Source organism: Pseudomonas sp. AKS31 (assembly GCF_023634765.1).
GTDB lineage: Bacteria > Pseudomonadota > Gammaproteobacteria > Pseudomonadales > Pseudomonadaceae > Aquipseudomonas.
Genome location: NZ_JAMLFX010000002.1, coordinates 881804 through 908754, shown reverse-complemented (window position 1 = coordinate 908754; position 26951 = coordinate 881804). Strand labels below are relative to the sequence as shown.

The 26951-nt window shown below is 57.5% G+C and carries 29 protein-coding genes; 12 read left to right on the top strand and 17 right to left on the bottom strand.

Annotated elements, in window-relative coordinates; genetic code table 11:
- Together modA and M9827_RS10030 are read right to left on the bottom strand one after the other, a co-directional pair.
- On the bottom strand, positions 1–768 hold the full coding sequence (gene modA, locus M9827_RS10035; RefSeq protein ID WP_250605309.1) for a molybdate ABC transporter substrate-binding protein: 768 nt from the start codon (positions 766–768) through the stop codon (positions 1–3).
- Between the two features lie 170 nt (positions 769–938).
- Positions 939–2003, bottom strand: coding sequence for an NAD(P)H-dependent flavin oxidoreductase (locus tag M9827_RS10030; RefSeq protein ID WP_250605308.1), 1065 nt, complete (start codon positions 2001–2003; stop codon positions 939–941).
- Between the two features lie 98 nt (positions 2004–2101).
- On the opposite strand from M9827_RS10030, the gene M9827_RS10025 reads away from it, so the two are divergent.
- Together M9827_RS10025 and acuI are read left to right on the top strand one after the other, a co-directional pair.
- Positions 2102–2242 (top strand): hypothetical protein, encoded by a 141-nt coding sequence (locus tag M9827_RS10025; protein WP_250605307.1) that lies wholly within the window; start codon positions 2102–2104, stop codon positions 2240–2242.
- Between the two features lie 118 nt (positions 2243–2360).
- On the top strand, positions 2361–3344 hold the full coding sequence (gene acuI, locus M9827_RS10020; RefSeq protein WP_250605306.1) for an acrylyl-CoA reductase (NADPH): 984 nt from the start codon (positions 2361–2363) through the stop codon (positions 3342–3344).
- A gap of 34 nt (positions 3345–3378) precedes the next feature.
- On the opposite strand, the gene ada is transcribed toward acuI, so the two are convergent.
- The 5 genes from ada to M9827_RS09995 all read right to left on the bottom strand — a co-directional run bounded on the left by ada (position 3379) and on the right by M9827_RS09995 (position 6512).
- On the bottom strand, positions 3379–4446 hold the full coding sequence (gene ada, locus M9827_RS10015) for a bifunctional DNA-binding transcriptional regulator/O6-methylguanine-DNA methyltransferase Ada (RefSeq protein ID WP_250605305.1): 1068 nt from the start codon (positions 4444–4446) through the stop codon (positions 3379–3381).
- An 87-nt stretch (positions 4447–4533) separates the two neighbouring features.
- Positions 4534–5199 (bottom strand): DNA oxidative demethylase AlkB, encoded by a 666-nt coding sequence (gene alkB / locus M9827_RS10010; protein WP_250605304.1) that lies wholly within the window; start codon positions 5197–5199, stop codon positions 4534–4536.
- A gap of 5 nt (positions 5200–5204) precedes the next feature.
- Positions 5205–5915: a 2OG-Fe(II) oxygenase gene (locus M9827_RS10005; RefSeq protein ID WP_250605303.1), complete on the bottom strand. Its 711-nt coding sequence runs from the start codon at positions 5913–5915 to the stop codon at positions 5205–5207.
- A gap of 92 nt (positions 5916–6007) precedes the next feature.
- Positions 6008–6175, bottom strand: coding sequence for a hypothetical protein (locus M9827_RS10000; RefSeq protein ID WP_250605481.1), 168 nt, complete (start codon positions 6173–6175; stop codon positions 6008–6010).
- A 34-nt stretch (positions 6176–6209) separates the two neighbouring features.
- Positions 6210–6512 (bottom strand): DUF1883 domain-containing protein, encoded by a 303-nt coding sequence (locus M9827_RS09995; protein ID WP_057400164.1) that lies wholly within the window; start codon positions 6510–6512, stop codon positions 6210–6212.
- Between the two features lie 210 nt (positions 6513–6722).
- Here M9827_RS09995 and M9827_RS09990 point away from each other — a divergent pair, with 210 nt between their 5' ends.
- Both M9827_RS09990 and M9827_RS09985 read left to right on the top strand, forming a co-directional pair.
- Positions 6723–7079 (top strand): hypothetical protein, encoded by a 357-nt coding sequence (locus M9827_RS09990; protein WP_250605302.1) that lies wholly within the window; start codon positions 6723–6725, stop codon positions 7077–7079.
- A gap of 71 nt (positions 7080–7150) precedes the next feature.
- Positions 7151–7381 (top strand): hypothetical protein, encoded by a 231-nt coding sequence (locus tag M9827_RS09985; protein WP_250605301.1) that lies wholly within the window; start codon positions 7151–7153, stop codon positions 7379–7381.
- 3 nt (positions 7382–7384) lie between these two features.
- Here M9827_RS09985 and M9827_RS09980 read toward each other — a convergent pair whose 3' ends face one another.
- Together M9827_RS09980 and M9827_RS09975 are read right to left on the bottom strand one after the other, a co-directional pair.
- Positions 7385–7666: a hypothetical protein gene (locus M9827_RS09980; protein ID WP_250605474.1), complete on the bottom strand. Its 282-nt coding sequence runs from the start codon at positions 7664–7666 to the stop codon at positions 7385–7387.
- A gap of 144 nt (positions 7667–7810) precedes the next feature.
- Complete coding sequence (locus M9827_RS09975; RefSeq protein WP_090283267.1) at positions 7811–7996, bottom strand: hypothetical protein; 186 nt, start codon at positions 7994–7996, stop codon at positions 7811–7813.
- A 258-nt stretch (positions 7997–8254) separates the two neighbouring features.
- Here M9827_RS09975 and galU point away from each other — a divergent pair, with 258 nt between their 5' ends.
- Together galU and gorA are read left to right on the top strand one after the other, a co-directional pair.
- Positions 8255–9094: a UTP--glucose-1-phosphate uridylyltransferase GalU gene (gene galU / locus M9827_RS09970; RefSeq protein ID WP_007912230.1), complete on the top strand. Its 840-nt coding sequence runs from the start codon at positions 8255–8257 to the stop codon at positions 9092–9094.
- 128 nt (positions 9095–9222) lie between these two features.
- A complete protein-coding gene (gene gorA / locus M9827_RS09965) occupies positions 9223–10581 on the top strand; it encodes a glutathione-disulfide reductase (RefSeq protein WP_250605300.1) in 1359 nt (452 codons plus the stop codon).
- Here gorA and M9827_RS09960 read toward each other — a convergent pair.
- Entirely contained in the window at positions 10578–11594 is a 1017-nt protein-coding gene (locus M9827_RS09960; RefSeq protein WP_250605299.1) for a DNA-binding protein, read from the bottom strand. The two genes, gorA and M9827_RS09960, sit on opposite strands and share 4 nt — an antisense overlap.
- A 177-nt stretch (positions 11595–11771) precedes the next feature.
- Between M9827_RS09960 and M9827_RS09955 the strand changes: the two genes are divergently transcribed.
- From M9827_RS09955 to ahpF, 3 genes are all read left to right on the top strand, one after another.
- Positions 11772–12710 carry a site-specific integrase gene (locus tag M9827_RS09955; protein ID WP_093431088.1) on the top strand — a complete coding sequence of 313 codons (939 nt, stop codon included), beginning with the start codon at positions 11772–11774 and terminating at the stop codon, positions 12708–12710.
- Between the two features lie 137 nt (positions 12711–12847).
- Positions 12848–13411 (top strand): alkyl hydroperoxide reductase subunit C, encoded by a 564-nt coding sequence (ahpC, locus tag M9827_RS09950; protein WP_034154256.1) that lies wholly within the window; start codon positions 12848–12850, stop codon positions 13409–13411.
- A 124-nt stretch (positions 13412–13535) separates the two neighbouring features.
- Complete coding sequence (gene ahpF / locus M9827_RS09945; RefSeq protein WP_250605298.1) at positions 13536–15098, top strand: alkyl hydroperoxide reductase subunit F; 1563 nt, start codon at positions 13536–13538, stop codon at positions 15096–15098.
- A 383-nt stretch (positions 15099–15481) separates the two neighbouring features.
- Here ahpF and gloA read toward each other — a convergent pair whose 3' ends face one another.
- Positions 15482–16003 (bottom strand): lactoylglutathione lyase, encoded by a 522-nt coding sequence (gene gloA, locus M9827_RS09940; protein WP_007963339.1) that lies wholly within the window; start codon positions 16001–16003, stop codon positions 15482–15484.
- 138 nt (positions 16004–16141) lie between these two features.
- Here gloA and M9827_RS09935 point away from each other — a divergent pair, with 138 nt between their 5' ends.
- Positions 16142–16660 carry a DUF4946 domain-containing protein gene (locus tag M9827_RS09935; protein WP_250605297.1) on the top strand — a complete coding sequence of 173 codons (519 nt, stop codon included), beginning with the start codon at positions 16142–16144 and terminating at the stop codon, positions 16658–16660.
- Between the two features lie 219 nt (positions 16661–16879).
- On the opposite strand, the gene M9827_RS09930 is transcribed toward M9827_RS09935, so the two are convergent.
- The 3 genes from M9827_RS09930 to M9827_RS09920 form a co-directional block, all read right to left on the bottom strand.
- Entirely contained in the window at positions 16880–17245 is a 366-nt protein-coding gene (locus M9827_RS09930) for a histone-like nucleoid-structuring protein, MvaT/MvaU family (RefSeq protein ID WP_250605473.1), read from the bottom strand.
- A gap of 235 nt (positions 17246–17480) precedes the next feature.
- Positions 17481–19016 carry an EAL domain-containing protein gene (locus M9827_RS09925; protein WP_250605296.1) on the bottom strand — a complete coding sequence of 512 codons (1536 nt, stop codon included), beginning with the start codon at positions 19014–19016 and terminating at the stop codon, positions 17481–17483.
- Positions 19017–19131: 115 nt separating this feature from the next.
- On the bottom strand, positions 19132–20004 hold the full coding sequence (locus M9827_RS09920; protein ID WP_250605295.1) for a LysR family transcriptional regulator: 873 nt from the start codon (positions 20002–20004) through the stop codon (positions 19132–19134).
- Between the two features lie 78 nt (positions 20005–20082).
- Between M9827_RS09920 and M9827_RS09915 the strand changes: the two genes are divergently transcribed.
- Both M9827_RS09915 and hppD read left to right on the top strand, forming a co-directional pair.
- Entirely contained in the window at positions 20083–21030 is a 948-nt protein-coding gene (locus M9827_RS09915; RefSeq protein ID WP_250605294.1) for a DMT family transporter, read from the top strand.
- 245 nt (positions 21031–21275) lie between these two features.
- Positions 21276–22352, top strand: a complete 1077-nt coding sequence (gene hppD / locus M9827_RS09910) for a 4-hydroxyphenylpyruvate dioxygenase (protein WP_250605293.1) — start codon at positions 21276–21278, stop codon at positions 22350–22352.
- A 145-nt stretch (positions 22353–22497) separates the two neighbouring features.
- Here the strand turns inward: hppD and rarD are convergent, their stop codons facing one another.
- From rarD to M9827_RS09895, 3 genes are all read right to left on the bottom strand, one after another.
- On the bottom strand, positions 22498–23379 hold the full coding sequence (gene rarD, locus M9827_RS09905; RefSeq protein WP_250605292.1) for an EamA family transporter RarD: 882 nt from the start codon (positions 23377–23379) through the stop codon (positions 22498–22500).
- A gap of 138 nt (positions 23380–23517) precedes the next feature.
- Positions 23518–25635, bottom strand: a complete 2118-nt coding sequence (locus tag M9827_RS09900) for an acyltransferase family protein (protein WP_250605291.1) — start codon at positions 25633–25635, stop codon at positions 23518–23520.
- Between the two features lie 111 nt (positions 25636–25746).
- Positions 25747–26760 (bottom strand): aldo/keto reductase, encoded by a 1014-nt coding sequence (locus M9827_RS09895; protein ID WP_250605290.1) that lies wholly within the window; start codon positions 26758–26760, stop codon positions 25747–25749.
- Between the last annotated feature and the right edge of the window lie 191 nt (positions 26761–26951).

Below are 26951 nucleotides of genomic sequence, written 5' to 3'. Positions count from 1 at the left end.
TTAGAGCTGGTAACCGTAGGACTTGATCACCGCAGCGGCTTTCGGGCCTTTGAGGTATTCGACCAAGGCTTTGGCAGCGGCGTTGTCTTTGCCTTTGTTCAGAATCACTGCGTCCTGTTTGATCGGGTCGTGCATGCTGGCCGGGACGATCCATGCCGAACCGCTGCTGACTTTGCCGTCCTTGTAGATCTGCGACAGGGCAACAAAGCCAAGCTCAGCGTTGCCGGTCGAGACGAACTGGTATGCCTGGGTGATGTTCTGGCCTTCAACAATCTTGGCTTTGGTGGCGTCGGTCAGTTTGAGTTTTTCCAGTACTTGCGTGGCGGCCAGACCATAGGGCGCGGCTTTCGGGTTGGCGATGGACAGGTGCTGGTATTCGTTGTTTTTCAGCACCTCGCCTTGCGCATCGACATAACCTGCTTTCGCCGACCACAACGCCAGCGTGCCGATGGCGTAGGTGAAGCGCGAACCTTTGACGGTGTCGCCTTCTTTTTCGAGTTTTTCCGGGGTGGTGTCGTCAGCGGAGAGGAACACTTCGAACGGCGCGCCATTCTTGATCTGCGTGTAGAACTGGCCGGTGGCACCGTAGGCTGCGACCAGTTTGTGCCCGGTGTCCTTCTCGAAATCCGCCGTAATCGCCTGGATCGGCGCGGTGAAGTTGGCTGCTACAGCCACCTGCACTTCATCAGCCTGTACCGTGCCGATGGCGAAAACGGCGAGCAAAGAGGCCAGGCAAGCGGGGGCACAACGTGATACGCGAAGGGTCATGTAACAGCTCCGATATTGGCGAGTGCAAAGGGCAGCTATTGCAGGAGGTGGTCTGCGCCGATGCGAGGTTGGATTCGCTATATAAGGAAATATATAGCGAAACGCTGCCAAACAGGAAGTACTGGTTAAATGCGGCTTGAGGACGTTCAAAATCCTCACGCTGTAAAGCTTCAATGGCGAGCAAGCTTTGCCAGTGCACCTTCGGCCAATTGTCGGGTCAGTTCAGCGCTGCCGATTTCGTTGCCCAAGGTGAAGGCCTGACCGGCCCAGAGGTTGGCAAATTCTGCCTCGTTGATCGCTCGCAGTGGCATCAGTGCACCACCGGCCAAGGGAAACGCCGGAGCTTTTGGCGACATCGGACCGAGCTCACGCATGACGCGGTTGAGTATGCCCCGCGCCGGCCGCCCGGTAAAAATATTGGTGATCGCTGTTTCGCTTTCCTTGGCGGTACGCAGCGCCTTGTGGTGAGCGGCGCTGACTTTTGCCTCCGGCGTGAACAGATAGGCGGTGCCGACCTGTACCGCTGAGGCCCCCAACATAAATGCCGCCGCCACGCCGCGCGCGTCGGCAATCGCCCCGGCGGCAATCACCGGTACGTTCACCGCATCGACCACTTGAGGCACCAAGGCAAACGTGCCGACCTGACTGCTCAGGTCATCGCTGAGAAACATGCCGCGATGGCCGCCGGCCTCGTAGCCCATGGCGATAATCGCGTCGCAGCCGTTCTGCTCCAGCCAGATCGCTTCATCGACCGTCGTCGCCGAGGAGAGGATTTTCGCCCCGGTGGCCTTGACCCGATCAAGCAAGGATTTCTCTGGCAGGCCGAAATGGAAACTCACGACTTCAGGCCGAAATTCTTCCAGCACTTCACAGGCTGCCGCATCGAACGGCGCGCGGTTGGACACCGGCGTCGGTGCAGCGAAATCGGCGCCGAGTTCGCGGTAGTACGGCTCCAGCAGATGCTTCCAGTCACGTGCGCGTTGCTCATCGGCGGCCGGTGGCTGATGGCAGAAGAAGTTCACGTTGAAAGGCTTGTCGGTGTGCTGGCGAATGGTTTTCAGCTCTTCGCGCAATTGCTCGATGCTCAGCATCGCCGCCGGCATCGAACCCAGGCCACCGGCATTGCACACGGCGATGACCATGGACGAATTCGTCGCGCCGGCCATCGGGCCCTGGATGATCGGCAGCTCAATGCCGAGAAGGTCAAGAATGCGGGTATCTGGCCATTGGCTCATGAGGGCGGTTCTCCGAACGGTGTAGCGGGCAGGGGCGGCAAACCCGGTTTTTAGCAGCAAAAGCGGACTCGCGGCCAGTTCGAAATCAAGAACAACCCATGCAGTTTTTCAGCGTCGATGAAGTCTGCTGTTATTTCGGCTGCCAAAAGAGTGATGAAAAATGCTGGTATGCCGGTGGTCGCGGCAATGGCGGACTCTTTAGCCATTTTGGCGAAACCACGACCGTCGAAAAAGCATAGTCTCGCGTTATGGAAACACCCGGCCGATTTGCCGATTGGCGCAAAGTTGAATGTGGCAGGGTGTTGCGATGTGGTATTTCAAGGCACGACATTTTGAAAACAATCCTGCGAGGCAGTCATGTTCAACGCCATTGTGATCGACAAAGACGACAGCGGTTACCGCGCCAACCTGCAACAGGTCAACGAGGAGCAGTTGCCTGAAGGCGATGTCACCGTGGCTGTTGCGTACAGCACGCTGAACTTCAAGGATGGCCTGGCGATTACCGGCAGCAGTCCGGTGGTGCGCAAGTTTCCGATGGTGCCGGGGATCGATCTTTCGGGCACCGTGGAAACCAGTTCGCATCCCGACTATAAGGTGGGTGATCAGGTGCTGCTCAACGGCTGGGGTGTCGGTGAGAGCCATTGGGGCGGTCTGGCGCAGAAGGCGCGACTCAATGGCGACTGGCTGATTCCGTTGCCCAAGGCCTTTACGGCAGCGCAAGCGATGGCCATCGGTACGGCCGGGTATACGGCGATGCTGTGCATTCTGGCGCTTGAGCGCAATGGCGTGACCCCAGAGCAGGGTGAGGTGTTGGTCACGGGAGCCAACGGCGGAGTCGGCAGTTTTGCCATCGCCCTGCTGAGCAAGCTCGGTTATCGCGTCGTCGCATCGACTGGCCGGGTTTCCGAGCATGAATATCTGCACCAGTTGGGCGCTGGCGAAATCATTGATCGCGCGACATTGTCAGCGCCCGGCAAGCCACTGGCCAAAGAGCGTTGGGCAGCGGTGATCGATTCGGTTGGCAGTCACACACTGGCCAATGCCTGCGCGAGCACCCGCGCCGAAGGCACTGTCGCCGCCTGTGGTCTGGCCCAAGGCATGGACTTCCCGGCGTCGGTGGCGCCGTTCATTTTGCGTGGCGTGACCCTCGCAGGCATCAATAGCGTGACTCAGCCAAAGGTCCGCCGCCTGGAAGCGTGGGAGCGCCTGGCCAAGGATCTGGATTTCTCGTTGCTGGCGTTGATCAGCCATGAGATCGGCTTGAGTGAAGCCATCGATGCGGCACCGAAACTGCTCGCCGGGCAACTTCGCGGACGGGTTGTGGTGGACGTTAATCGCTGACCGGTTTTCGCGCTGACTAGCATCTACTCATCCTTCAAACCGGCGTCTCGCGCTCAAGCAACAGACGCTTGCGTTCGACGCCCCAGCGATAGCCGGAAAGATTGCCATCGCTGCGCACTACGCGGTGGCAAGGGATCGCCACCGCCAGACGGTTGGCTCCGCACGCCTGGGCCACCGCGCGCATGGACGTCGGTGCGCCGATGCGCTGGGCAATTTCGGCGTAACTCGCCGTCTGCCCCGCCGGGATTCCCCGCAGCGCCTGCCACACCCGTTCCTGAAACGCCGTGCCGCGAACGTCCAGCGGCAGGTCCAGACCGAGCGCCGGGGCTTCGATAAATCCCACGACCCTGGCGATCAGTTGCTCGAAGCCGGCATCGGCACCGATCAGGTTGGCTTGGCGAAACTGATCCTGCAGATCGCACACCAGTTGATGCGGATCGTCACCTAGCAGAATCGCGCACACCCCTCGCTCACTTTGCGCCACCAGAATTGCTCCCAGCGAGCATTGGCCAACGGCGAATCGGATGTCGTTGTTCTTTCCGGCAGCGCGATAGTCGCCGGGTTTCATCCCCAGCACGTGATCTGCTGATTCATAAAAACGGCTGTTGGAATTGAAGCCTGCGTCGTACAGCGCATCCGTCACCGAACCGCCGTCTGCCAAGCGCTCACGGACTTTGCGCGAGCGATGGGCCGCTGCGTAGCCCCTGGGCGTCAACCCTGTCGCGGCTTTGAACACACGATGAAAATGAAACGGACTCAGGCCAGCGGTTTGCGCCAGTTCGTTGAGCGCCGGCAATGTTTCGGCAGATTCGATATGGCGGCAGGCAATGGCGACGGTCGCGGCATGCTGCACGGCCACATCACTCTGATCCTTGCTGGCGCGCTTGCTCGGCCGATAGCCGGCGGCTTCGGCCTGTTCGGCGGTATCGAAAAACTCGACGTTCTGCGGTTTCGGCAAACGTGAAAGGCTGCTTGGGCGGCAGTAGATACCGGTGGTTTTCACTGCATAGACAAACTGCCCGTCCGCGCGGGAATCTCGCGCAACCACAGCGGCCCAGCGTGGATCGTTTGCGGTATCAAGCGGGGTCGAAAGCGTCTTCATGATGAGTAATCCGTTGACCTGTTTGATTCAGGTTAACCAGCCTCGCCTGGCTCAACACTCCGGGCCTTGCGGTCAAATTTTTCGGGTTCAGCGAGCAACCCGAAACGTCAGATTGATCCGCTGTTGACCCAAGCGCGGATGCTGACCTTGCTTGATTGGCAATACGCCGTGGTAGCGCAATCGGTCAACGCCGCCCCAGACCACCATGTCACCGTGCAGCAGCGGGATTCGCCGGGTCTTGTCGCTGCGCGCAAAACCACCGAACAGGAATATGGCCGGCAATCCGAGTGACAAGGAAACGATCGGCGGGGCGTAGTCCTTTTCGTCTTTATCCTGATGCAAAGACATTTTAGCGCCGGGGACATAGCGATTGATCAGGCAGGAATCTGCGTTGAAGCCAGAAAAACCTGCCCGCTCGGCTGCCGAATGCGCCAGAGCAGCGAACGAATTCGGCATCTGCGGCCAAGGCAGACCGTTGAGCGGGTCGACACCCGAATAACGATAGCCGCTGCGATCAGTGATCCAGCCCCACTCACCACAACTGCTGGTGCCCACCGACATGCTGAAACCACCCGGCGTGACCATGTGGCGCAAGGGGGCGGCGGCAAGAATTGCATCCAGCGCCGGAAGAATCTGCTCGATCAGCGGCAGGGCAAAGCCATGCAGCACCCAGGACTGCTCGCCAATCTGCTCGGCGCGCGGGCGTTGTTCGGGTTCATGATCGGCGAACAGATCGAAAGTATTCGGTTGCATGGTGGTCAGGTAGCGTCGTGAAAGATGATGCCTAGGGTATGCCTTTTTCCACTGTGCAGGCGACTGACGCCATGACGCAGAGTCACCCGATAATCACCGCGCACGCCTTTGACAGGGCGCTGGTTCACAGCAAAGATCACCGCATCACCTTTCGTCAGATCGAGCACGTGCGGGCGAGATTGCATGCGCGGGCGCTGCTCGGTGAGAACGAACTCTCCACCGCTGAAGTCTTGCCCGGGTTCTGACAGAAGAATCGCCACTTGCAGCGGAAAAACCGATTCGCCATACAGGTCCTGATGCAGACAGTTGTAGTCCTGCGGGCCGTATTGCAACAGCAGAGGGGTAGGGCGTATCTGGCCTGCAGCATGGCAGCGCTGAAGAAATTCGGCGTGGGTCGGCGGAAAACGTTCGGGCAGGTTCATGCGTTCATACCAGCGATTGGCCAAGGGGGCCAGGCGCGGATACAGCGCGCAGCGAAGGCGTTCTACCGGAGTTGGCAGGGGGTAGCGGAAATATTTGTATTCACCGCGACCGAAGCCGTGACGGGCCATGATGACCTGCGATCGAAACGGTTCGGTCTGCGGATACAGTGCACTCAGGTGATCGCAGGTGTCGGCCAGCAACAGCGAACGGATGATCGCGAAGCCGTCCAGATCCAGTTGCTGGACAAGGCTTGCCCACTCGAGCGACTCCAGACGCGAGGGTGACATCGACATGCTGACTCCTTGACTCACGGTCGAGGCAGCCAGTCTGGGTCAGGCCTGGCGACGGAACACTCCGTCGCTTGCGGTCAAATCCTTGTCGTTGCTTAAAGCGCTTTGCTGACGGCGATTTCGCTGATCTTTTCGTCCTGGCCATGAAGCTTGTCCAGTTCAGCCTTGGCTTCTTCTTCGGTGCCGTTTTCCAGCTGCGCGAACTCGAAGCGGCGTTCACCGTTGAGTTTGTACTTGATGACGTATTTGGTTGTTTGGGCCACGGTCATGCATTCCTTTCTGGTTGAGCGGCGTGTCTCAGCTGAGTTTGCTGCTGGAGCGACGGATGATCTTGATCGAGTGAGTCAGCGTCGGCTTGCGGGTCACGCTGATCGCGCGGCGGTTGACGGTGTCGATGGTGATGTTCCAGAAACCGGTGCTTGGTGCGGTGATACGGGCCGGGAAGGTGTCGAAGGCGCCGCCGTGGTAAGTGTGACGGCCGCCATTCTTGAAGCTGCGGAAGTTGGCGTCGTTCATCAGACGGATGTTGCACATTTGCGAGCATTGAATGACGACGATGTCGTCTTCGTTGAGGTGTTCGCGCTGGTGAATGAATTTCATGGGCGCCTCCAGAAGGGCTTTTTCTACAAAATCAAAACGATAGCTTGTCGATTGGCGCAGTTTATCAGCCCGCACGGGTTATTATCTGGCCGTCGGGCGTTGGTTTGACAATTTTGAACAGATATTCGCAAACGGATGCGGGTTAAATGCAGAAGGCCCCGGAGAAAAACGGCATTTGTGCTGTCGGACGGTCTTTAACGGAGGTTTTATATGAAGTGGGGTGTGGTGTGTCTGCCGTTGATTCTGGCTGTAGGTGGTTGTGCGAGTGTTTCCGAAATCAATGAAACGTTGCCGACCATGAGCGTGATCTCCGGCAAGAAACCCCATGAATATGCCCAATGCCTGGCCGAGAAGCTGGCAAACAGCCGTGGCGCACTGCAAATGCAGCCGCACAAGGATGGGGTTCGGGTCATCGTGCCGGGGAAATTGTCCACTGGCGCGGCAGCGGTATTTGATATCGAAGATCGCTCCGGCGGCAGCAGCATCAAGCTGCATGAGCGCATGTCTAATGTGCCGGTGCGTCCACGTGATGTGCAAAAGGCCGCCAATGCGTGCATTTCCGGCTGATAGACTACTGGTCATCAGCACCGATGCCGTCGCAGTCATGCTGTGACGGCATTTTCATTTCTGGAGTCGCGATGAAGCGAGAGCAAGTACGGGAGCGCCATGCAGAGGGCCTGATCTCTGCCACCCATGTCATCCAGAACCCGGCGAATCCGGGTGAGTGGATTGTGTTTTTCAAGAAGAGCGCCGGTCGCAGCTACTTTCTGGTCGACGATAACGACGAGGTCGAATCCTTCAACCGTCTCGACGATCTGATCGATGTCGTCCGTGGACTCGGCATCAAATTCGCCGAAATTCACATGTAAGCCCTATTTGCAGACCACGACAACGCTGCGGTTCTTGTAGTTGCCGACATCGACGCCCAGGGTTTTGTCGCTTTCCTTGGACTGAGGCGTGCCGTCCGTGCCAACGATGCGATAACCGGTGCCCGCGCAGGACGCATCGGCTTTTTCATAGCAGGTCGCCCAGGAATTGGCTTCGCCGGAGCAATCGATCGACAGCCCCTGTTCACCGTTGTTCAGGTATGTGGGTTGAGAAGTTGCGCAGCCGGCCAGTGCCAATACCGCAATCAGGGGCAGCCATTTTTTCAGATTCATGTTTGTGGTCTTCAGCGAGGGGGACTAGACGCTCTGACAGCGCCGGTGTGAAAAGGTTATAGCGTTTGGCCACTTGTTTGTAGGTGGGCACAAAAAAGCCCTGCTTGAGAGCAGGGCCGGGAGGCGTAACGCGCAAGATCAGTCCTGATCTTTGCCACGGCGTTTGGCTGATGCTGGAGTGTCAGTAAACACTGCGGCTACATCGGTCGCCATTTGCTCGCTGTCGAAAGGCCCGGCGATGTGCTCGCCGTTGGTGGTGGTCAGCGTCCACTTGCCATCTTTCTTGTCGATCACATACCCGTTGACGATTTTTACCGCGGCCATCTATCTGTCTCGTTCGCTGGTTCAAAGGCGCCATGATACCGGCAAATGCTCGCATTGGGGGGCGATGAGCGTATGGTGATTCAGTTTGTCGGCCGCTTTGAGCTACGCTGATCTGGCTGCGCCAGGATGTCGATGGAACTATCGGCGAGAATATTTCTCTATGTTGGCATCGGTTAGCCAGTGCGGGGCATTGTAAGGTGCACGCCGCCTGATTAGACTGCGCCGAAACTCGTACACACAGCCCTTTCAAGGACTTATATGATCAAGAAATGCTTGTTCCCAGCAGCCGGTTACGGTACTCGCTTCCTGCCAGCGACTAAAGCCATGCCCAAAGAAATGCTGCCGGTGGTAAACAAGCCACTGATCCAGTACGGCGTTGAAGAAGCTCTGGACGCTGGCCTGACGGAAATCTCCATCGTCACCGGTCGTGGCAAGCGTGCTCTGGAAGACCACTTCGACATCAGCTACGAGCTGGAAAACCAGATCAAAGGCACCGACAAAGAGAAATACCTTGTCGGTATCCGCAAACTGCTCGACGAGTGCTCGTTCTCCTACACCCGTCAGACCGAAATGAAAGGTTTGGGCCACGCGATCCTGACCGGTCGCCCGCTGATCGGTGACGAACCGTTCGCCGTGGTACTGGCGGACGACCTGTGCGTCAACCTCGAAGGTGACGGCGTACTGACCCAGATGGTCAAGCTGTACAAGCAGTTCCGCTGCTCGATCATCGCCATCCAGGAAGTCGATCCGCAGGAAACCAGCAAGTACGGCGTTATCGCCGGTGAGATGATCCGCGACGACATCTACCGCGTTCACAGCATGGTTGAGAAGCCAAAGCCGGAAGACGCGCCTTCGAACCTGGCGATCATCGGCCGTTACATCCTGACCCCGGACATCTTCGACCTGATCGAGCAGACCGAGCCAGGCAAGGGCGGCGAAATCCAGATCACCGACGCCCTGATGAAACAAGCCCAGAACGGCTGCGTCATGGCCTACAAGTTCAAAGGCAAGCGTTTCGACTGCGGTGGCGCTGAAGGCTACATCGAAGCAACCAACTTCTGCTTCGAGAACTTCTACAAGACTGGCAAGGCTTATTAATAGCGCTTGATTGGTTTGTAAGAAAAACCCGCTTCGGCGGGTTTTTTCATTTTGCGCCCCCATATGATTGGCAGTGCTTGCCCAATGGGTGGCTGCAGGTATGCTGATCCCCTGCCGAGGAGATAGAAATGGCCTACGATTTTGACCTTTATGTGATTGGTGCCGGTTCCGGCGGTGTGCGCGCTGCGCGTTTTGCGGCCGGTTTTGGCGCGAAAGTGGCGGTGGCGGAGAGCCGCTATCTGGGCGGGACCTGCGTCAATGTCGGCTGTGTGCCGAAAAAGTTGCTGGTGTACGGCGCGCATTTCGCCGAAGACTTTGAGCAGGCGTCCGGTTTTGGCTGGAGCCTGGACGAAGCGAATTTCGATTGGGCGACGTTGATCGCAAACAAGGATCGCGAGATCAATCGCCTCAACGGCATCTATCGCAATCTGCTGGTCAACAGCGGTGTGACCCTGCATGAAGCGCACGCGAGGATCGTTGGCCCGCATGAGGTTGAAGTGGGCGGCGAGCGTTTCACTGCCAAAAACATTCTGATCGCCACTGGCGGCTGGCCGCAGATTCCGGAGATTCCGGGGCGCGAACATGCGATCGGCTCGAATGAGGCATTCTTCCTCAAAGAGCTGCCAAAACGAGTGCTGGTGGTTGGCGGTGGTTACATCGCCGTCGAGTTTGCCGGGATTTTCCACGGCCTCGGCGCCAATACGACGTTGTTGTATCGCGGTGATCTGTTCCTGCGTGGCTTCGATGGTTCGGTGCGCAAGCATTTGCAGGAAGAACTGACCAAGCGTGGCCTGGATCTGCAGTTCAATGCCGACATCGCGCGTATCGACAAGCAGGCCGATGGCAGCTTGAAAGCCACCCTCAAGGATGGTCGTGTGCTGGAGGCGGACTGCATTTTCTACGCCACCGGTCGCCGTCCGATGCTCGACAATCTGGGGCTGGAAAACACCGACGTGCAACTCACCGACAAAGGCTTCATCAAAGTCGACGAGCAGTACCAGACCAGCGAGCCATCGATTCTCGCGCTGGGCGATGTCATCGGTCGTGTGCAGCTGACGCCTGTAGCGTTGGCCGAAGGCATGGCCGTGGCGCGACGTCTGTTCAAGCCGGACCAATACCGTCCGGTGGATTACAAGATGATCCCGACGGCGGTGTTCAGCCTGCCGAACATCGGCACGGTCGGTTTGACCGAAGAAGAAGCGCACGAGGCTGGCCACGACGTGGTGATTTTCGAAAGCCGTTTCCGACCGATGAAGCTGACGCTCACCGAGTGTCAGGAAAAGACCTTGATGAAGCTGGTGGTTGACGGCAAAACCGACAAGGTCCTCGGTTGCCATATGGTCGGCCCGGACGCTGGCGAGATCGTGCAGGGTCTGGCGATTGCGTTGAAGGCTGGCGCGACCAAGCGTGACTTCGACGACACAATCGGGGTGCACCCGACGGCCGCCGAAGAATTCGTCACCATGCGTACGCCGGTCGGCGCTTAAGCGCCTTTCGGTTTGGCCGAGTCTGGCGCTGCCGCAACGGTAGCTGCCAGACGCTGGCTTTGTTCCAGGCTCGCCTGAACCTTGTTCAATTCCTTTTCCAGTGACTGGTTGAGCAGCGTCTGCTCCTCGACGCTCTGTTTGAGTGTCTGGCTTTCCAGTGTCGCTACACGCAGGCGTTCCTGGAGGAGGGTGCGTTCGCTGTCGACGCGGGTCGCTTGTTCCAGCAACTGGTCTTGACGCTGATTGCTCTGCTTGAGCTGATCTTGCAGCAGGCTCAGTTCGCGCTGGGTGCCACGGTTTTCCGTGAGCAGGCGTTCGTTGTCGCGGTGCAGTTGCGTGATTTCGTCCTGACGAACCAGCGCACTTTGCTGCGCCTGACGCAGCTCGGCCTGAATCTGCTGCACCTGCGCTTCGTGACGGCTCTGTTCCTGTTCGCGTTGCTCCTTGGTGGCGTTGCGATAGTGCTCAAGTGCGTCACGGGCGTGCAGGTGTTTTTCTTCCAGCGAGCGGATCTGCTCGTCCTTGTCCTGCAAGCGCAATTCAAAGTCTGCCAGTGCCTGATTCAGCCCGGCGTTGCGGGTCTGCTCGGTCTGCAGCATCGAGCGCGTGTTGTTCAGCGCTTCGGATTCGCGCGCCAGTGCTGCGCCTTGAATATCGTGCTCGTGTTCGAGCTTTTCCAGCGTCTGACGCGTCTGTTTCAGCTCCGACTCCAGTGCCTCGCGCTGTTCCTCAAACTGCTCGCGGGCCTGCTCGATAGGCTCTTGCGCCTGCTCTTTAAGGCGTTGGGCGAGGCGCGAGACGAGGGCGGTCAACTCGTCATCGATAGGCTCTGCCGAGGCTTCAATGGGCTGAGCGCCGTCATCCAGTTCTTTCAGATAACGATGGATCGTGGTTTTCGAGCCGGTGTTGCCCATTTCGATGCGTACTGCATCGATGCTCGGGTGTTCGCCACGGGCGAGGATCGCTGTGCGCGCGATCTGCACCAGTGCTTTGGTAATGCCGCCACGGGCCATGTGAACTCCTACGGTTACGTACTGTGGTACATGCCACTAAAGTACGCAGTGTACCATCTCAAAAATAAAGATAAACCTTTGATAATAAAGACACGGGATATACTGGTATTACCCAGTGTCAGGCGGCAAAATGCGCCTTCGTATCCCTGCATCAGTACGCCAGCGAGAACACAGCCCATGAGCGATCTGGATCGCTATCTGCAAGCCGCCACCCGTGACAACACGCGCCGCAGCTATCGCGCGGCCATCGAGCATTTCGAAGTGAAGTGGGGCGGTTTCTTGCCCGCGACAGCCGACAGCGTCGCGCGGTATCTGGTAGCGCACGCTGAAGAGCTGTCGATCAATACGTTGAAGCTGCGTCTGTCGGCGCTGGCGCAATGGCACAACAGTCAAGGGTTTGCCGATCCGACCAAGGCGCCAGTGGTGCGCAAGGTCTTCAAGGGCATCCGCGCGTTGCACCCGGCACAGGAAAAGCAAGCCGAGCCGCTGCAGTTGCAGGATTTGCAGCGCGTCATCGACTGGCTGGAGCATGAGGCGCAAACCGCAAAAGAGCAGCAGGACCGCCCGTTACTGCTCAAGGCTTACCGTGATCGCGCCTTGATTCTGCTGGGCTTCTGGCGCGGCTTCCGCAGCGATGAGCTGTGCCGTTTGCAAATCGAGCACGTTCAAGCGCACGCCGGTAAAGGCATCACCCTGTATCTACCGCGCAGCAAAGGTGATCGCGAGAACCTCGGTCAGACCTATCAGGCGCCTGCACTGCTGAAACTGTGCCCGGTGCAGGCCTACATCGACTGGATCACCGAAGCCGCACTGGTGCGTGGCCCGGTTTTCCGCAGTATCGATCGCTGGGGCAATCTGAATGAGGAGGGGCTGCACGCCAACAGCATCATTCCTCTGCTGCGCCAGGCATTGCAGCGCGCGGGCATTGCCGCCGAAAACTACACCAGCCATTCCCTGCGTCGCGGCTTTGCCACGTGGGCGCATCAAAGTGGCTGGGATCTGAAATCGTTGATGAGTTACGTCGGCTGGAAGGATATGAAGTCCGCCATGCGCTATGTTGAAGTCAGCCCATTCCAGGGGATGGCTCGGATTACGGATAACCCGGCTTCGTCGTAGATATCGTTTTCTTCTATTAATACAGTCAGCTAATAGCGAAAACAAATCAGCAGCATCAGGTTTGCCAATGAGCCATCCGTCGAGTGAGTGGGTAGGATTCACCCATCAACTTCATAACCCCTGACGGAGAGTCATCAATGCCTATCATCAACAGCCAAGTAAAACCGTTCAAAGCTACCGCGTTCAAAAACGGCGACTTCGTTCAAGTCTCGGACGCTGACCTGAAAGGCAAGTGGTCGGTTGTATTCTTCTACCCAGCCGACTTCACCTTCGTTTGCCCAACCGAGCTGGAAGACCTGGCTGACAACTACGCTGCCTTCCAGAAACTGGGCGTAGAGATCTACAGCGTTTCCACCGACACCCACTTTGCCCACGCTGCCTGGCACAACACTTCGCCAGCCATCGGCAAAATCGAATACACCATGATCGGCGACCCGACCCACGCCATCTCCCGCAACTTCGACGTGCTGATCGAAGAAGCTGGCCTGGCTGACCGTGGCACCTTTGTGATCAACCCTGAAGGCCAGATCAAAATCGTTGAGCTGAACGATGGCGGCGTTGGCCGTGACGCTTCCGAGCTGCTGCGTAAGATCAAGGCTGCTCAGTACGTTGCTGCTCACCCAGGCGAAGTTTGCCCAGCCAAGTGGAAAGAAGGCGAGGCCACTCTGGCTCCGTCCCTGGACCTGGTCGGCAAGATCTAAGTCTGTGACACGCAATGCAGGGCGGTACGCCGCACCTTCTTAAGTACGCTGCACCGCCCAATAAAAATGCCCGGGCGAGTTTCGCTCGGGCTTTTTTTCGCCTCAAATAAAGGAAATCGCCCGTATGTTGGACGCCAATCTTAAAGCCCAGTTGAAATCGTACCTGGAACGGGTCACCCAGCCGATCGAGATCGTTGCCTCCCTCGACGACGGTGCGAAATCCCGTGAAATGCTGGAACTGCTGAAAGACGTTGCCAGTCTTTCGAGCCAAATTACTTTGATCGACAGCGGTGACGATGCGCGCAAGCCATCGTTCTCGATCAATCGCCCGGGCGCTGACATCAGTCTGCGTTTCGCCGGCATCCCGACGGGCCACGAGTTCACTTCGCTGGTGCTGGCCTTGCTGCAAGTCGGCGGTCACCCATCGAAAGCCAGTGCCGAAGTGATCGAGCAGATTCGCTCGCTCAAAGGCCAGTTCAGCTTCGAGACTTATTTCTCGCTGTCCTGCCAGAATTGCCCGGACGTGGTCCAGGCGCTGAACCTGATGGCTGTGCTTAACCCGAACATCCGCCACGTCGCCATCGACGGCGCGTTGTTCCAGGACGAAGTCAACGATCGCAAGATCATGGCCGTGCCGAGCATCTACTTGAACGGCGAAAACTTCGGTCAGGGCCGTATGGGTCTGGAAGAGATCCTGGCCAAACTCGACACCGGCGCGATCGAGCGTCAGGCCGAGAAAATCAGCGCCAAAGAAGCGTTTGATGTGTTGGTGGTTGGCGGTGGCCCGGCCGGTGCGTCGGCAGCGATTTATGCTGCACGTAAAGGCATTCGCACCGGTGTTGCCGCTGAGCGCTTCGGCGGTCAGGTGCTCGACACCATGGCCATCGAAAACTTCATTTCCGTACAGGAAACCGAAGGGCCAAAACTGGCTACGGCGCTGGAAGAACACGTCAAGCAGTACGACGTCGACATTATGAACCTGCAACGTGCCGACAAGCTGATCCCGGGCAAAAACGGCGAGCTGCATGAAGTCCACTTCGCCAGCGGCGCGACCCTCAAAGCCAAGAGCGTAATTCTCGCAACCGGTGCGCGGTGGCGTGAAATGAACGTGCCGGGCGAGCAGGAATACCGCAACAAAGGCGTGGCGTACTGCCCGCACTGCGACGGTCCGCTGTTCAAAGGCAAGCGCGTCGCGGTGATCGGCGGCGGTAACTCCGGCGTTGAAGCGGCCATCGACCTGGCCGGCATCGTGTCGCATGTGACATTGCTGGAGTTCGACGTACAGCTGCGCGCCGACGCCGTATTGCAGCGAAAACTGCACAGCCTGCCGAACGTCACTGTGATCACCAGTGCGCAAACCACTGAAGTCACTGGCAATGGTGAGAAAGTTAATGGCTTGCGCTACAAAGATCGAACTACTGACGAGCTGCGCACTGTCGAGCTGGAAGGGATTTTCGTGCAGATCGGTTTGCTGCCGAACACTGACTGGCTCAAGGGCACCATCGAGTTGTCGCCGCGTGGCGAGATCATTGTCGACAACCGGGGTGAGACGTCGATTGCGGGCATCTTCGCTGCCGGCGACGTGACCACTGTGCCGTACAAGCAGATCGTTATTGCGGTGGGCGAGGGCGCCAAGGCTTCGTTGAGTGCATTTGATCACTTGATCCGCACTTCGGCGCCGGCATAACTGTCAGACCAGAAATGAAAAAAAACCCGTGAGCGATCACGGGTTTTTTTATTGCGCGTGCAATGCTGCCCCTCACCCCAGCCCTCTCCCGAAGGAGAGGGAGCCGACCGAGGTGTCCGGCGTTATCCGTCGACCTGAAAGATCCAGTCGATTATGGATTCAGTGCCAATCGTTCAAGTCGGCGTAACTCTCCAATATCCCCCAATCAGTCCCCTCCTAGGGAGAGGGAGCCGACCGAGGTGTCTGGCGTTTTCCGTCGACCTGAAAGATCCAGTCGATTATGGATTCAGTGCCATTCGTTCAAGTCGGCGTAATTCTCCAATATCCCCCAATCAGTCCCCTCTCCCTATGGGAGAGGGCTAGGGTGAGGGGCTTTTCAGCTTTTACAGCGGCGCAGGCTGAATGATCTCGACCCAGTAACCATCCGGGTCCTTGATAAACGCCAGGCTCTTCATGCGGCCATCGGTCAGGCGCTTCTGGAAGTCGCAGCCCAGCTCTTCAAAGCGCGCGCAGGCCGCGACGATATCCGGCACCGAAATGCAGATATGGCCAAAACCACGCGGATCGGTATTGCCGTTGTGATAGGCGAAATCCGCGTCGTTTTCGGTGCCGTGGTTATGGGTCAGCTCGAGGATGCCCGGAATCGACTTCATCCACTCGGTGCGGGCCGCTGCGTCGGCCGGGATCTGCGCTTTGTCGACCAGTGCGAGGAAGTACAGGCTGAACTCGGCTTCCGGGAAGTCGCGCTTCTCGACCAGCGAGAAACCCAAAACGCGGGTGTAGAAATCCAGGGATTTAGTGATGTCTTTCACACGCAACATAGTGTGGTTGAAAACGAAGTTGCGGGTTGCGCTGTCTGGGGTGGCGGTTACGCCGGGGAAAGTGTTGAGTTCGTGCAGGCTCATGGGCCCTCCAATAACTATGGGCGAGTGAATGGACGCAATGATACGCATGCCTGCCGGCATCGCCAAATGAAAGGGCAGGCTTGCCCTGCGTGCGGGCGAGCCTCAGACTTCAGGCTCAATCTGCGAGTGCGTCCGGCAATGATCCGACTGTTCAAATCCGTGTTTGTTGTTTCTGTTTTGTCGCTTTTGGCAGTCTGCGCGTCAGCGGATGAACCGAGCATTACCTGGCCGGCAGGCTGGGAAGTCGAGGCTCTGCCAAAGACAACGCCTGAAGTTTCCCGTCAGCGAGCGGTGAAGAATGATGCCGGTGGCAATCAGGTGATGGTGGTGGAATTGACCATGACTCAGGTTGAAAAGGACCATCAAGTCAATTTGCAGGGCGTGTTGCTGGAGATGCGTAAATCGATCCAGAAGGACTTCTTCCAGGGTGGCTACCAGAGTGTCTGCAACAAAGTGCATCCGGCCACGTTGGGCACTTTGTCGGCGCTGGAAACCACTTGCACGATCACCGAAAACGGTCGACATGTGTTGTCGCAAACCCTCGTGATGGCTGTGGCGGCGGACAAGGCTTATGTTCTTTCCTACGCCGGGCAGGCCGACGTTTATAAAGCGAGCGCAGACGAGATAGTGGCGCTGAGAAACAGCTTGAAACTTTAAGTCGCTGTACTCTTCACGCGAGGGTTAGATACCCGAAGGAATTAAGCACAAAGTTTAACGGTGGTTCCGAATCGCAACATTGCGCAGCAAAATGTTTGGCCATCTGGCTCATCAACGTTACAGAAAAGTCGCAACTTTTTCGATGAAATTCATTTCATTTGTTAGATATTGTCAATAAAAAAGCCCTGCATCATGCAGGGCTTTGTTGTTGGCGCTTGATTAACCGCGCAACCAGGAATCAACGGTGGCTGCACCGTATTGTTCCTTCCAGGCTTTCAGGCCACGGTGGTTGCCGCCTTTGGTTTCAATCAGTTCACCCGTGTGCGGGTTCTGATAAACCTTGACCACGCGAGCGCGGCGGGTTTTAGGGGCTGCAGTGGTCTGCAGACCGGATTTGCCCGGGTTCGGATCGAGAATGGCGATGATCTCTTTGAGGCCTTTGCCGTATTGCTTCATCAGCCCCTGGAGCTTTTCTTCGAATTCGATTTCTTTCTTGAGCCCGGCATCATTCTTCAGCGATTCCAGCTGTTTCAGCTGTTCCTGAAGGGCCTTTTCAGCTGCACGAAATTCAGCGAGTCTGGACAATATCTTTACTCCAATAGTGTATTTGGCTGATACCAACCGCAAACAAAGCTGTAAGCCAAGAGCCTTGAAGCGACTCGGTGATAAATGGCTCACCTGCCCATCTTGCTCAGGTTGAAAAAATTGTAGTAGTTAATGCGCCAAGAGTAAATCCTGATGTTGTCTTCATGTAACAACAGCGGTCTTTTGTATCAATTTGGTGCGCTTGGTCGGTACGCTCGTTTCGGTCCACCGTTAGTTAATGATGAGTTAATGCGCTGATGAACTCCGCGGCCGGCATCGGTTTGCCGAACAGGTAGCCTTGCAGGAAGTTGACGTGATGTGCGGTCAGATAGTCGGCTTGCGCCTGAGTTTCGACACCTTCGGCAACAATACCCAGATCAAGCTTGGCCGACAGTTCGATAATGGTGTCGAGGATGTGCCGCGACAACGCATCGATGCCGATCATCGCGACGAAACTCTGATCGATCTTGAGGAAATCCACGTTGAATTGGCGCAAGTAGCCCAGGCTCGAGTGACCGGTGCCGAAGTCGTCAATCGCGATTTTAATGCCCAGTGCATGCAGTTGCTCGAACAGTTGCCGGGAGATGTCGGTTGGCTCGATCAATTCGCGCTCGGTCAACTCCAGCACCAGATTGATGCTGTCGGGAGCGAATGCGGCGAGAAACGTTCGGCAATCCTCCACTAGCTCCAGGTCCTTGCAATGGCTGGCAGTGATATTGATGCCAATATGAAAGGGTGCGGTAAACGTTGCTGACAGCGGCCCCAGCAAGGCAGCGGTCTGTTGCATCAGTGCGCGGGTCATCGGCACGATGAGCCCCGAATGCTCGGCGAACGGAATAAACAGATCAGGGCGCACCAGGCCTTCTTTGGGGTGTTTCCAGCGCATCAACACTTCAGCCCCTGACCATTTTTTGCTGTCACCGTGTACCACGGGCTGGAAGTAAGGAATGAACTCGCCGGCTTCTAATGCGCGGAGCATCTCGTGGCTCGGTGAAGTGGAGCGCTTTTGCAAGACATGGCCGATTGCCCCCGACACCACGCCAAAAAAGATCAGCAGACTGAACAGCGGCGGATATTCATCGGCCATGTAGCGCCAGGTTTCGCCCTCGGGAAAACCGGCAGAAACACTGAATGCATAACGCGACGAGTCCAGCGTGTGTTGCGCTATCGGCAACGCGGGCAGGGCGCCGGTGTGGACTTTGCCGTCGGCCGACAGCCAGTTATCGCCCACTTGCAGCACCAGCAACATGTGCCGGCCGATCAGCCGCAACATGTTGCTTAGATGGTAACCGTCGAGAGTCGTCAGAGCGCCGCCCCGACCTTCGCTGAGCCGATAGACCAACAAGGCAGTGTCGGGGGTGACCGGGTTGCCATTCATCAGCCACAACTTGCCCTGGTTGTAGTCACCCGCGTTGACAATTTCCTTGAAGTCGCCAAACAACGAACTGCAATAGAGGTTGTCGTCCCACACCAGATTGGTCGAGCGCACAAACGGACGGCGGGTCACTTGCTCGCGCAGGGCCAGTTTGACGTTTTCGCAGTTCTGACCGGCCAATGGCAGCAGCTCGCGGGCCGCTTGGGCGGTGTTGTCGAGCATCAACTCGAACTGGCGCAGCGCCTCTTCGGCGGTCTGTTGTGAGCTTTGTTCCAGCGTGCGTTCGGCCTGCATATAAAGAATGGTGCTGCCCAGCAGCACGGGAAGCAAACCGCTGATCAGCGTGACGACGCGGCGGGTGCTGCGCTTGCGGCGGGGTCTGACGGTCAACGGCATGGGCGCATCCTGTCGCGGTGGAGTGGGGCTCTTGAATGCAGGCCGGAGAACGGCGCGCCGCTGAAAAACATATCAGCCAGAGCGGAGGATAGATGGCGGAAGGCGCTTGCGCCGCTCATCCGTGATTCATCCGCATTGCCAACTCGATAAAGGCCAGGGTGGCGGGTGACGCCTGACGCCGATCGAGCACGGCGAGCCCGACCTGACGCTGCACGGCGGGCAACAACGGCTTTTTCACGTAGCGCGGTGTTGCCTCGTCGGGCAACGACCCTTCGGCAACAAGCGTGATGCCATCGCCACGGCTGACGGTATCGAGGGTGCTCAGCAGTTGCGAGCAGCGATAGCGGATATTGGGTTGCAGGCGCGCTGCCATGAACAGTCGCGACACCAGTTCTGAAGAACCCGCCTCGGTGAGCACGAACGGGCTGTCGCACAGATCCTTGAGGTTCAATGCTGACCGTGCTGCCAAGGGATGGCCCATGGGGAGCAAGGCAACCATCTGGTCCTCGATCAGGGCAAACGTGTCGAAACGCTCTTCGGGCAGCACCACAAAGCCGATGTCGATCCGCCGCTCTTCGAGCCATTGTGTCACTTGTCGATCCGGTCCTTCATCGATGTGCACTTCGATGCCTGGATGCGCCTCTTGATAGCGCCGCAGTATCGTGGGCAACAGCTTGATCGACGAGGTTGGCCCGAACGAGCCAATGCGCAGGGTGCCGGTCTTCATGCCCCGCGCATCGGCGGCTTCCTGGCGCAAGGTGTTGGCCAGACCAAGCATCGCACGCGCGCGCAGCAACAATTGCTCGCCGATGTCGCTGAGTTCCACGCTTGACTGATGCCGCCGCAGTAACTCGACCCCCAGCTCCTGTTCCAGCGACTTCATCGCGTGGGACACCGCCGACTGCGAAATCCCCAACCGATGCGCGGCGAGGGTGAATCCGCGCAGTTCGGCGACCAGCGAGAAGATTTCCAGTTGCGTGAGGGTCATGAGTATTTGCTCATTTTACGATGATAGGGAATGAGGTGAATGATAAGGCATTCGTCAAGTTCTCGGGTCTGGAGCGTCATGCATAACGTTGAGCCTCTACATACAACCACCTCGGACATTCCGGTCTATCTGACGCTGGCAGCGGTCACCATGATCTGGGGTGGGACCTTCGTTGCCGGACGTTTTCTGGCCGGTAGCCTGAGCCCTATATTCGCGGCGAGCCTGCGCTTCTTGCTGGCCAGTACGGCACTGCTCGGCTTCCTGTGGCTGGCGCGCATCCCCTTGGCGCGGCCGACGCCAAAGCAATGGCTGCAATTGGCGTTGCTGGGGTTCTTCGGGATTTTCTTCTACAACCTGTGCTTCTTTTATGGCCTGCAATACATAAACGCGTCGCGTGCTTCGTTGATTGTCGCGTTGAATCCGGCAGTGATCGGTCTTGCCTCGTGGTGGCTGTTCAAGGAGCGTCTGGGCCGGGTGAAAATCGCTGGCATCGCCATCTGTATCGTCGGCGCCGCTCTGGTAATCGTCAGTCGCAATCCGCAATTACTGGCCGCAACACCCGATGCATGGATCGGTGACCTGTTGATCCTCGGCTGCGTGCTGGGCTGGGGCGTTTACTCACTGTTTTCCCGTGAACTGAACCAGACGCTGGGGCCTGTGCAGACCGTTATGTTCTCGATCCTGATCGGCACCGTCATGTTGTGGATTCTGGCGGCTGTACGCGGGGAGCTGAGCTGGCAGGTGCTGAATGATCTGGGTCTGGCGCAATGGCTGAGCCTGATCTACCTCGGTGTGCTCGGCTCGGCGCTGGCCTACATCGGTTACTACGACGGCATCCGCAAAATCGGCGCGACGCGCAGCGGCGTGTTTATCGCGCTCAATCCGTTGACGGCGGTGATCCTTGGCGCGTTGCTGCTGGGCGAGCAATTGACGCCGGCCATCTACGTCGGGGGCGGGTTGGTCCTGAGCGGCATTTGCCTGTGCAACAAAGCCCTTGCGCCGGGCGCGAAAAAGCGGATTTTATAGGGAGGGCAGACAAGCCTATTTACGCTGTGTAGAATCGGGTTACGCATACAATAATAATCGTCTTCTGGCAGCAGAAGCCTCGCCCGCAAGAGCCTTGGGTCGACAATGAAGATATTCGGGTTTCAACTGATCTACGGTGACTTCCTCGCCCGCAGTGTGCGTGGCATCTCCTGTGCGCCACCCGCTGTCCTCGCATGACTGACAAATAACCCTGGTTAATTGACAAAAAATGATGAGGCGCCACCATGGCAGATTTATACGAAAACCCAATGGGCCTGATGGGCTTTGAATTCATCGAGCTCGCATCGCCGGTGCCGGGCACCCTGGAGCCGATCTTCGAGATCATGGGCTTCACCAAAGTCGCGACCCACCGCTCCAAGAACGTGCACCTGTACCGTCAGGGCGCGATCAACCTGATCCTCAACAACGAACCGAACAGCGTGGCCTCGTACTTCGCCGCCGAGCACGGCCCGTCCGTGTGTGGCATGGCGTTCCGCGTCAAGGATTCGCAGAAAGCCTACAAGCGCGCACTGGAACTTGGCGCCCAGCCGATCCATATCGAAACCGGTCCGATGGAGCTGAACCTGCCGGCGATCAAAGGCATTGGCGGCGCGCCGCTGTACCTGATCGACCGTTTCGGCGAAGGCAGCTCGATCTATGACATCGACTTCGTGTTTATCGAAGGTGTTGATCGCAACCCGGTCGGTGCCGGCCTGAAGATCATCGATCACCTGACCCACAACGTCTATCGCGGTCGCATGGCCTATTGGGCAAACTTCTACGAGAAACTGTTCAACTTCCGCGAAATCCGTTACTTCGACATCAAGGGCGAGTACACCGGCCTGACCTCGAAAGCGATGACCGCTCCGGACGGCATGATCCGCATCCCGTTGAACGAAGAGTCGTCCAAGGGCGCGGGCCAGATCGAAGAATTCCTGATGCAGTTCAACGGCGAGGGCATCCAGCACGTCGCTTTCCTCACCGACGACCTGATCAAGACCTGGGATCAGTTGAAGAAGATCGGCATGCGCTTCATGACCGCGCCGCCAGATACCTACTACGAAATGCTCGAAGGTCGTTTGCCGAACCACGGCGAGCCGGTTGATCAACTGCAATCGCGCGGCATCCTGCTTGACGGTGCCTCGGAGCAGGGCGACAAGCGCCTGCTGCTGCAGATCTTCTCGGAAACCCTGATGGGCCCTGTGTTCTTCGAATTCATCCAGCGTAAAGGCGATGATGGTTTCGGCGAGGGTAACTTCAAGGCCCTGTTCGAGTCGATCGAGCGCGATCAGGTGCGCCGTGGTGTGCTTGCCACTGAGTAATCCGCCACTGAAATGAAAAATCCCGGCCTGCAGAGATGCAGGGCCGGGATTTTTTTCAAGATCAAAAGATCGCAGCCTGCGGCAGCTCCTACAGGAAAAACGCATTCCAAATGTAGGAGCTGCCGCAGGCTGCGATCTTTTGCTTTTAAGGACGGCGTTGCCGCGTCAGGTGTTTGAAGCCTTCGAAGATCAGCACCACAACCGCCAGCCAGATCGGAATATACGTCAGCCACTCCCCGGACTTGATGCTCTCACCGAGCAACAACGCCACGCCGAGCAACAACACCGGCTCAACATAACTCAACAAGCCAAACAGACTGAACGGCAGCAAACGGCTGGCAATGATGTACACCACCAATGCCGACGCACTGATCAACCCCAGCAACGGAATCAGCCACATCAGCCCCGGGTACTGATCGAACACGCCGAAGCCTTGCTCGCCACCCTGCACAAACCAGTACGCCACCGGCAGCATCAGGCTCATGTCCACCCACAAGCCGCCGAGGTTGTCGGTCTTCAGGTATTTGCGCAGCACGAAGTACAGCGGGTAACCAACCACGACCACCAGTGTTGCCCAGGAAAACCCGCCGACCTGATACAGCTCGTTCAAAACGCCCAGCGTGGCGAAGAACACCGCGATCTTTTGCAGGTGCGACAGGCTCTCGCCGTAGGCAATCCGCCCGGTCAGCACCATCGCCAGTGGCAGCAGGAAGTAGCCCAGTGACACGTCGAGGCTGTAGCCGTTGAGTGGCGCCCACATGAACAGCCACAGTTGCACGCCGAGCAGGGCAGCGGAAACAAGCAGGCCTGCGATCAATTTCGGCTTTGCCGCCATCAATCGAACCAGCTCGAGCACCCGCCGCCATTCCCCGGATACCAGCATGAACACCGTCATGCACGGCACGGTCAGGAGCATCCGCCAGCCAAAGATTTCCACGCCGCTCAACGGTGTGAGCAACGAGGTGTAGTAATACATGACGGCAAACAGCACCGAGGCCGAAACCGATAGAGCGATACCTTTAGACAAACTGTCCTCGCGGGTTGATGGTCAAACGGGGCGCGAAGGATACGTGGTTTTTGTGCTGAATATTGGGCAGATGCTCAATATTTCCCACATCCTCGCATACGCAACGTCAGCACAAGCGTAGTCAGTGTGCGTAAAACATCACTGACCCGCCTTCAACGGATTACCGAAGCGCATGAGGTACATCTCGCCGAACTTGTAGGAGGCGTAATCGGTGACATGACCAATGTCACGATAGACCGGCAAACCGTCGACGGTGGTCATGCACGCATCGTCTTTGCATTGCACGATTTTCGGATCAATGACGATCAACGAAGGATATTCACGCTTCAGTTCATTGAAGAGTTTTTCCAGTACCGGCTCTTTTGTCCCTGACCAAGGCGCGGTGGCGCAGAGGCTGCTTTGCTCGGCACTGCCCATCAAACCGCGCAATTTGACCTGTTGCAGCAGGCAGGTATTGATCCCGGCAGGCATGGGCAATGTGTTTTCCAGAAAGACCGGCGTAGCACCTGACTCGATAATCTTGTCCAGCGCCTTGCGGATCGCTACGCCGAGGCGTTGTTGCGACAGTTCCGGGCTGCGAGGGTCGTCCAGTCTGGTGACGATGTCATCGTCCAGATAAGCCTCCCAGAATTGACCCACGATCACATACTTGAAATGCAGCTTCGCGATCATGTCGTAATAGCGTTGAGTGGCGTTGTGGCATTTTTGATACAGCCCGTTCGTGTATTTACTCTCGTCATAGAGGTAGATCCCGGGCAAGGCCAGGCACGCCGGGTAGCCCTGCGTGAGTACTGTAAGGTTGGCATCCCTGGCCAGTGTTTCAACAAAGCCCCAGTAGTGGTTCGAAAACGAATCGCCCATCAGCAAGATTTGTGGGGCAGCCTGCGCGGCGCCCGATAGACAGCGGGGGTCGGCGCCATCGCTGACACCCAGGCATCCCTCTCGATTGGCCGGAACAGACGCTTTCAATCCATCGAACACGCTGTTGTAGGCCTGGTTGAAGCGGTTCGGCCAGCCTTCATGCCTGACGCTGGCAGCGTGGAGCAACGACAGGCCGATAGCCGGCACGATCATCAGCACAAGCAGCGTTTTGGCAAAGCCGAGCCTGGCCTTTCGAAAGCGGTTTTCAATCAGCGCATAGCAGAGCCAGGCCGTGAGGAATGTGGATACGAAGTAAACCAGTATCATCGGCGGCGTAAGCGCGACACCCATGTAGTTCATCATCGCCAGGATCGGCCAGTGCCACAGGTACAAGGAATACGAGAGCGTGCCGATAAACACCAGCGGTTTGAAGGCCAGCAGTTTCGAGGTAATGCTCGCATCGCCAATACCCTGGAACAGCAACGCAGCCGTGGCGAGGCACACGGCAATGGCATGGTATTGCGGAAACCCCGACAGGATATCGTCCCGAGTGGCGCAGTAGATGATCGTCGCCAGCGCAAGTGCACAGAGCAGCGTAGCGCTCAGGCGATTGAATCTGAACTTCTCCGAACTGAAGATGACCGCACAGGAGCCGATCATCAACTCGAAAATTCGCGCGGTGAAGAAGTAGTAGTTTTTATCCGGAACGGCGTAAGACAGGTACAGCGCGAGTGCCATTGCCGCCAGGGTCAAGCCGAGCACTGCCGTTTTGAAAAGATGTTTTGCCAGATAGCGGTGAAGCAACCAGAGGCCCAGCGGCAGGGCCAGATACCACTGCCATTCGATGGCCAGCGACCAGGTGTGCAGCAGTGGCAGACTCGCCGCATCGGGCGTGGCGTAACCTGTTGTCACTTTTGAAAAGTATTGGTTGGAGATGATTAACGACGTGTACTTTTCGCTTTTGAGAAAGTCGACATAGTCATCGGGCAAATACAGCAGCGTGGTGACTATCAGCGTGACGAGCAGCAGCGCAATCACGGCCGGTTGCAAGCGCCAGATCCGCCGCGTGTAGAAACCCGAGAACGTGAACGTGCCGTTGTTCAGCGATTTCATGATGATTGCGGTCGTCAGATAACCCGAGATCACGAAGAAGATATCGACGCCAATAAAACCTGACGGGAAAAACGCCAGGCCGCCGTGGAAAATCAACACCAGCAACACGGCGATTGCGCGCAGGCCGTCAATATCCGCACGGTAGGCAATCGATGGTTTGCGCTCGCCGGTCGTCGCGTTCGTTTCCGACGCTGTGGCCTCGCCCGGCTTTTTATCGCCAAGCCATTTGAACAGCAGCCCGCGCAAAGGCTTGCTGGATACCTCAACGGGGCGATTGAGCATTTATCAGTCCTTGGTTATTTCTGAACGATCAATCTTTCATTCCGTTTGATCGCGCTTGATCCGATGGAAAAACAGCCGAGGGTGTCGGCTGTTGAAGGGAGACGGGCAAGATCAGGCCTGGTGCGGTTTACGCCCCGACACAAAATGACTCACATCGTTGAACCCCGGTGTCGATGAGTGCCCCGGCGTGACCAGCGAATCGATAAATGCCTCATCTTCAGCGGTGATCTTCACGGCCTGCGCCTTGGTGTACGCATCCCATTGTTGCTCTGTCCGCGGGCCGACGATCGCCGACGTCACGGCAGTGTTGTTCAATACCCAAGCGATCGCAAACTCTACAATCCCGACACCGCGCTGCTCGGTGTACTGCTGAATCTGCTGGGCAATGCGCAGTGACTCGACGCGCCACTCGGTTTCCAGAATGCGCTTGTCCTGACGCCCGGCGCGGCTGTTGGCGTCCGGTTGGACATCTGGCGCGTACTTGCCACTGAGCACGCCGCGGGCCAGCGGGCTGTAAGGCACCACGCCAAGGCCATAGCTTTGCGCCGCTGTGATCTGCTCGGTCTCGGCCTGACGGTTAACGATGTTGTACAGCGGCTGGCTGATCACCGGACGATCAACGCCGAGTTTATCGGCGATGCGGATCACCTCGGCAATCCGCCAGCCGCGATAGTTCGACAAACCCCAATAGCGAATCTTGCCCTGACGGATCAGATCGCCAATCGCCGACACACTCACTTCCAGCGGAGTGTTGTGGTCTTCGCGGTGCAGGTAATAAATGTCGAGATAGTCGGTGCCGAGCCGGGTCAGGCTGGCATCGATGCCATTGAAGATATGTTTGCGGCTCAAGCCGCTGCGGTTCGGCACGCCGTCCACCGGGCCGAAACCGACCTTGGTCGCCAGCACCCATTCATGCCGATGCCGGGCAATCGCCTCACCGACAATCTCTTCGGAACGGCCGTTGGTGTAGACATCGGCGGTATCGATGAAGTTGATGCCCTGATCCCAGGCCTTATTGATGATACGCACGGAGTCGTCTGCGCTGGTCTGCTCGCCAAACATCATCGTACCGAGGGTGAGGGTAGATACCTGCAACCCCGAGTGCCCGAGTGTGCGAAAGCTCATGCCGAAATCCTTTTGTCGGTGGGAAGGGGTAATCAAATACCAGAAGTGCTGAATACGGCCAACCGTTTTGTCCAGAAACTGCCTTTCTCAACCCCAGCGAAAGGTGACCATTCGTCGTGACTGTCAGATCTGACAGTAGGCAGATCAGTGGCCGCTCAGGCCTGATCCTCGACGGGAGCCTTGTCGAAAAA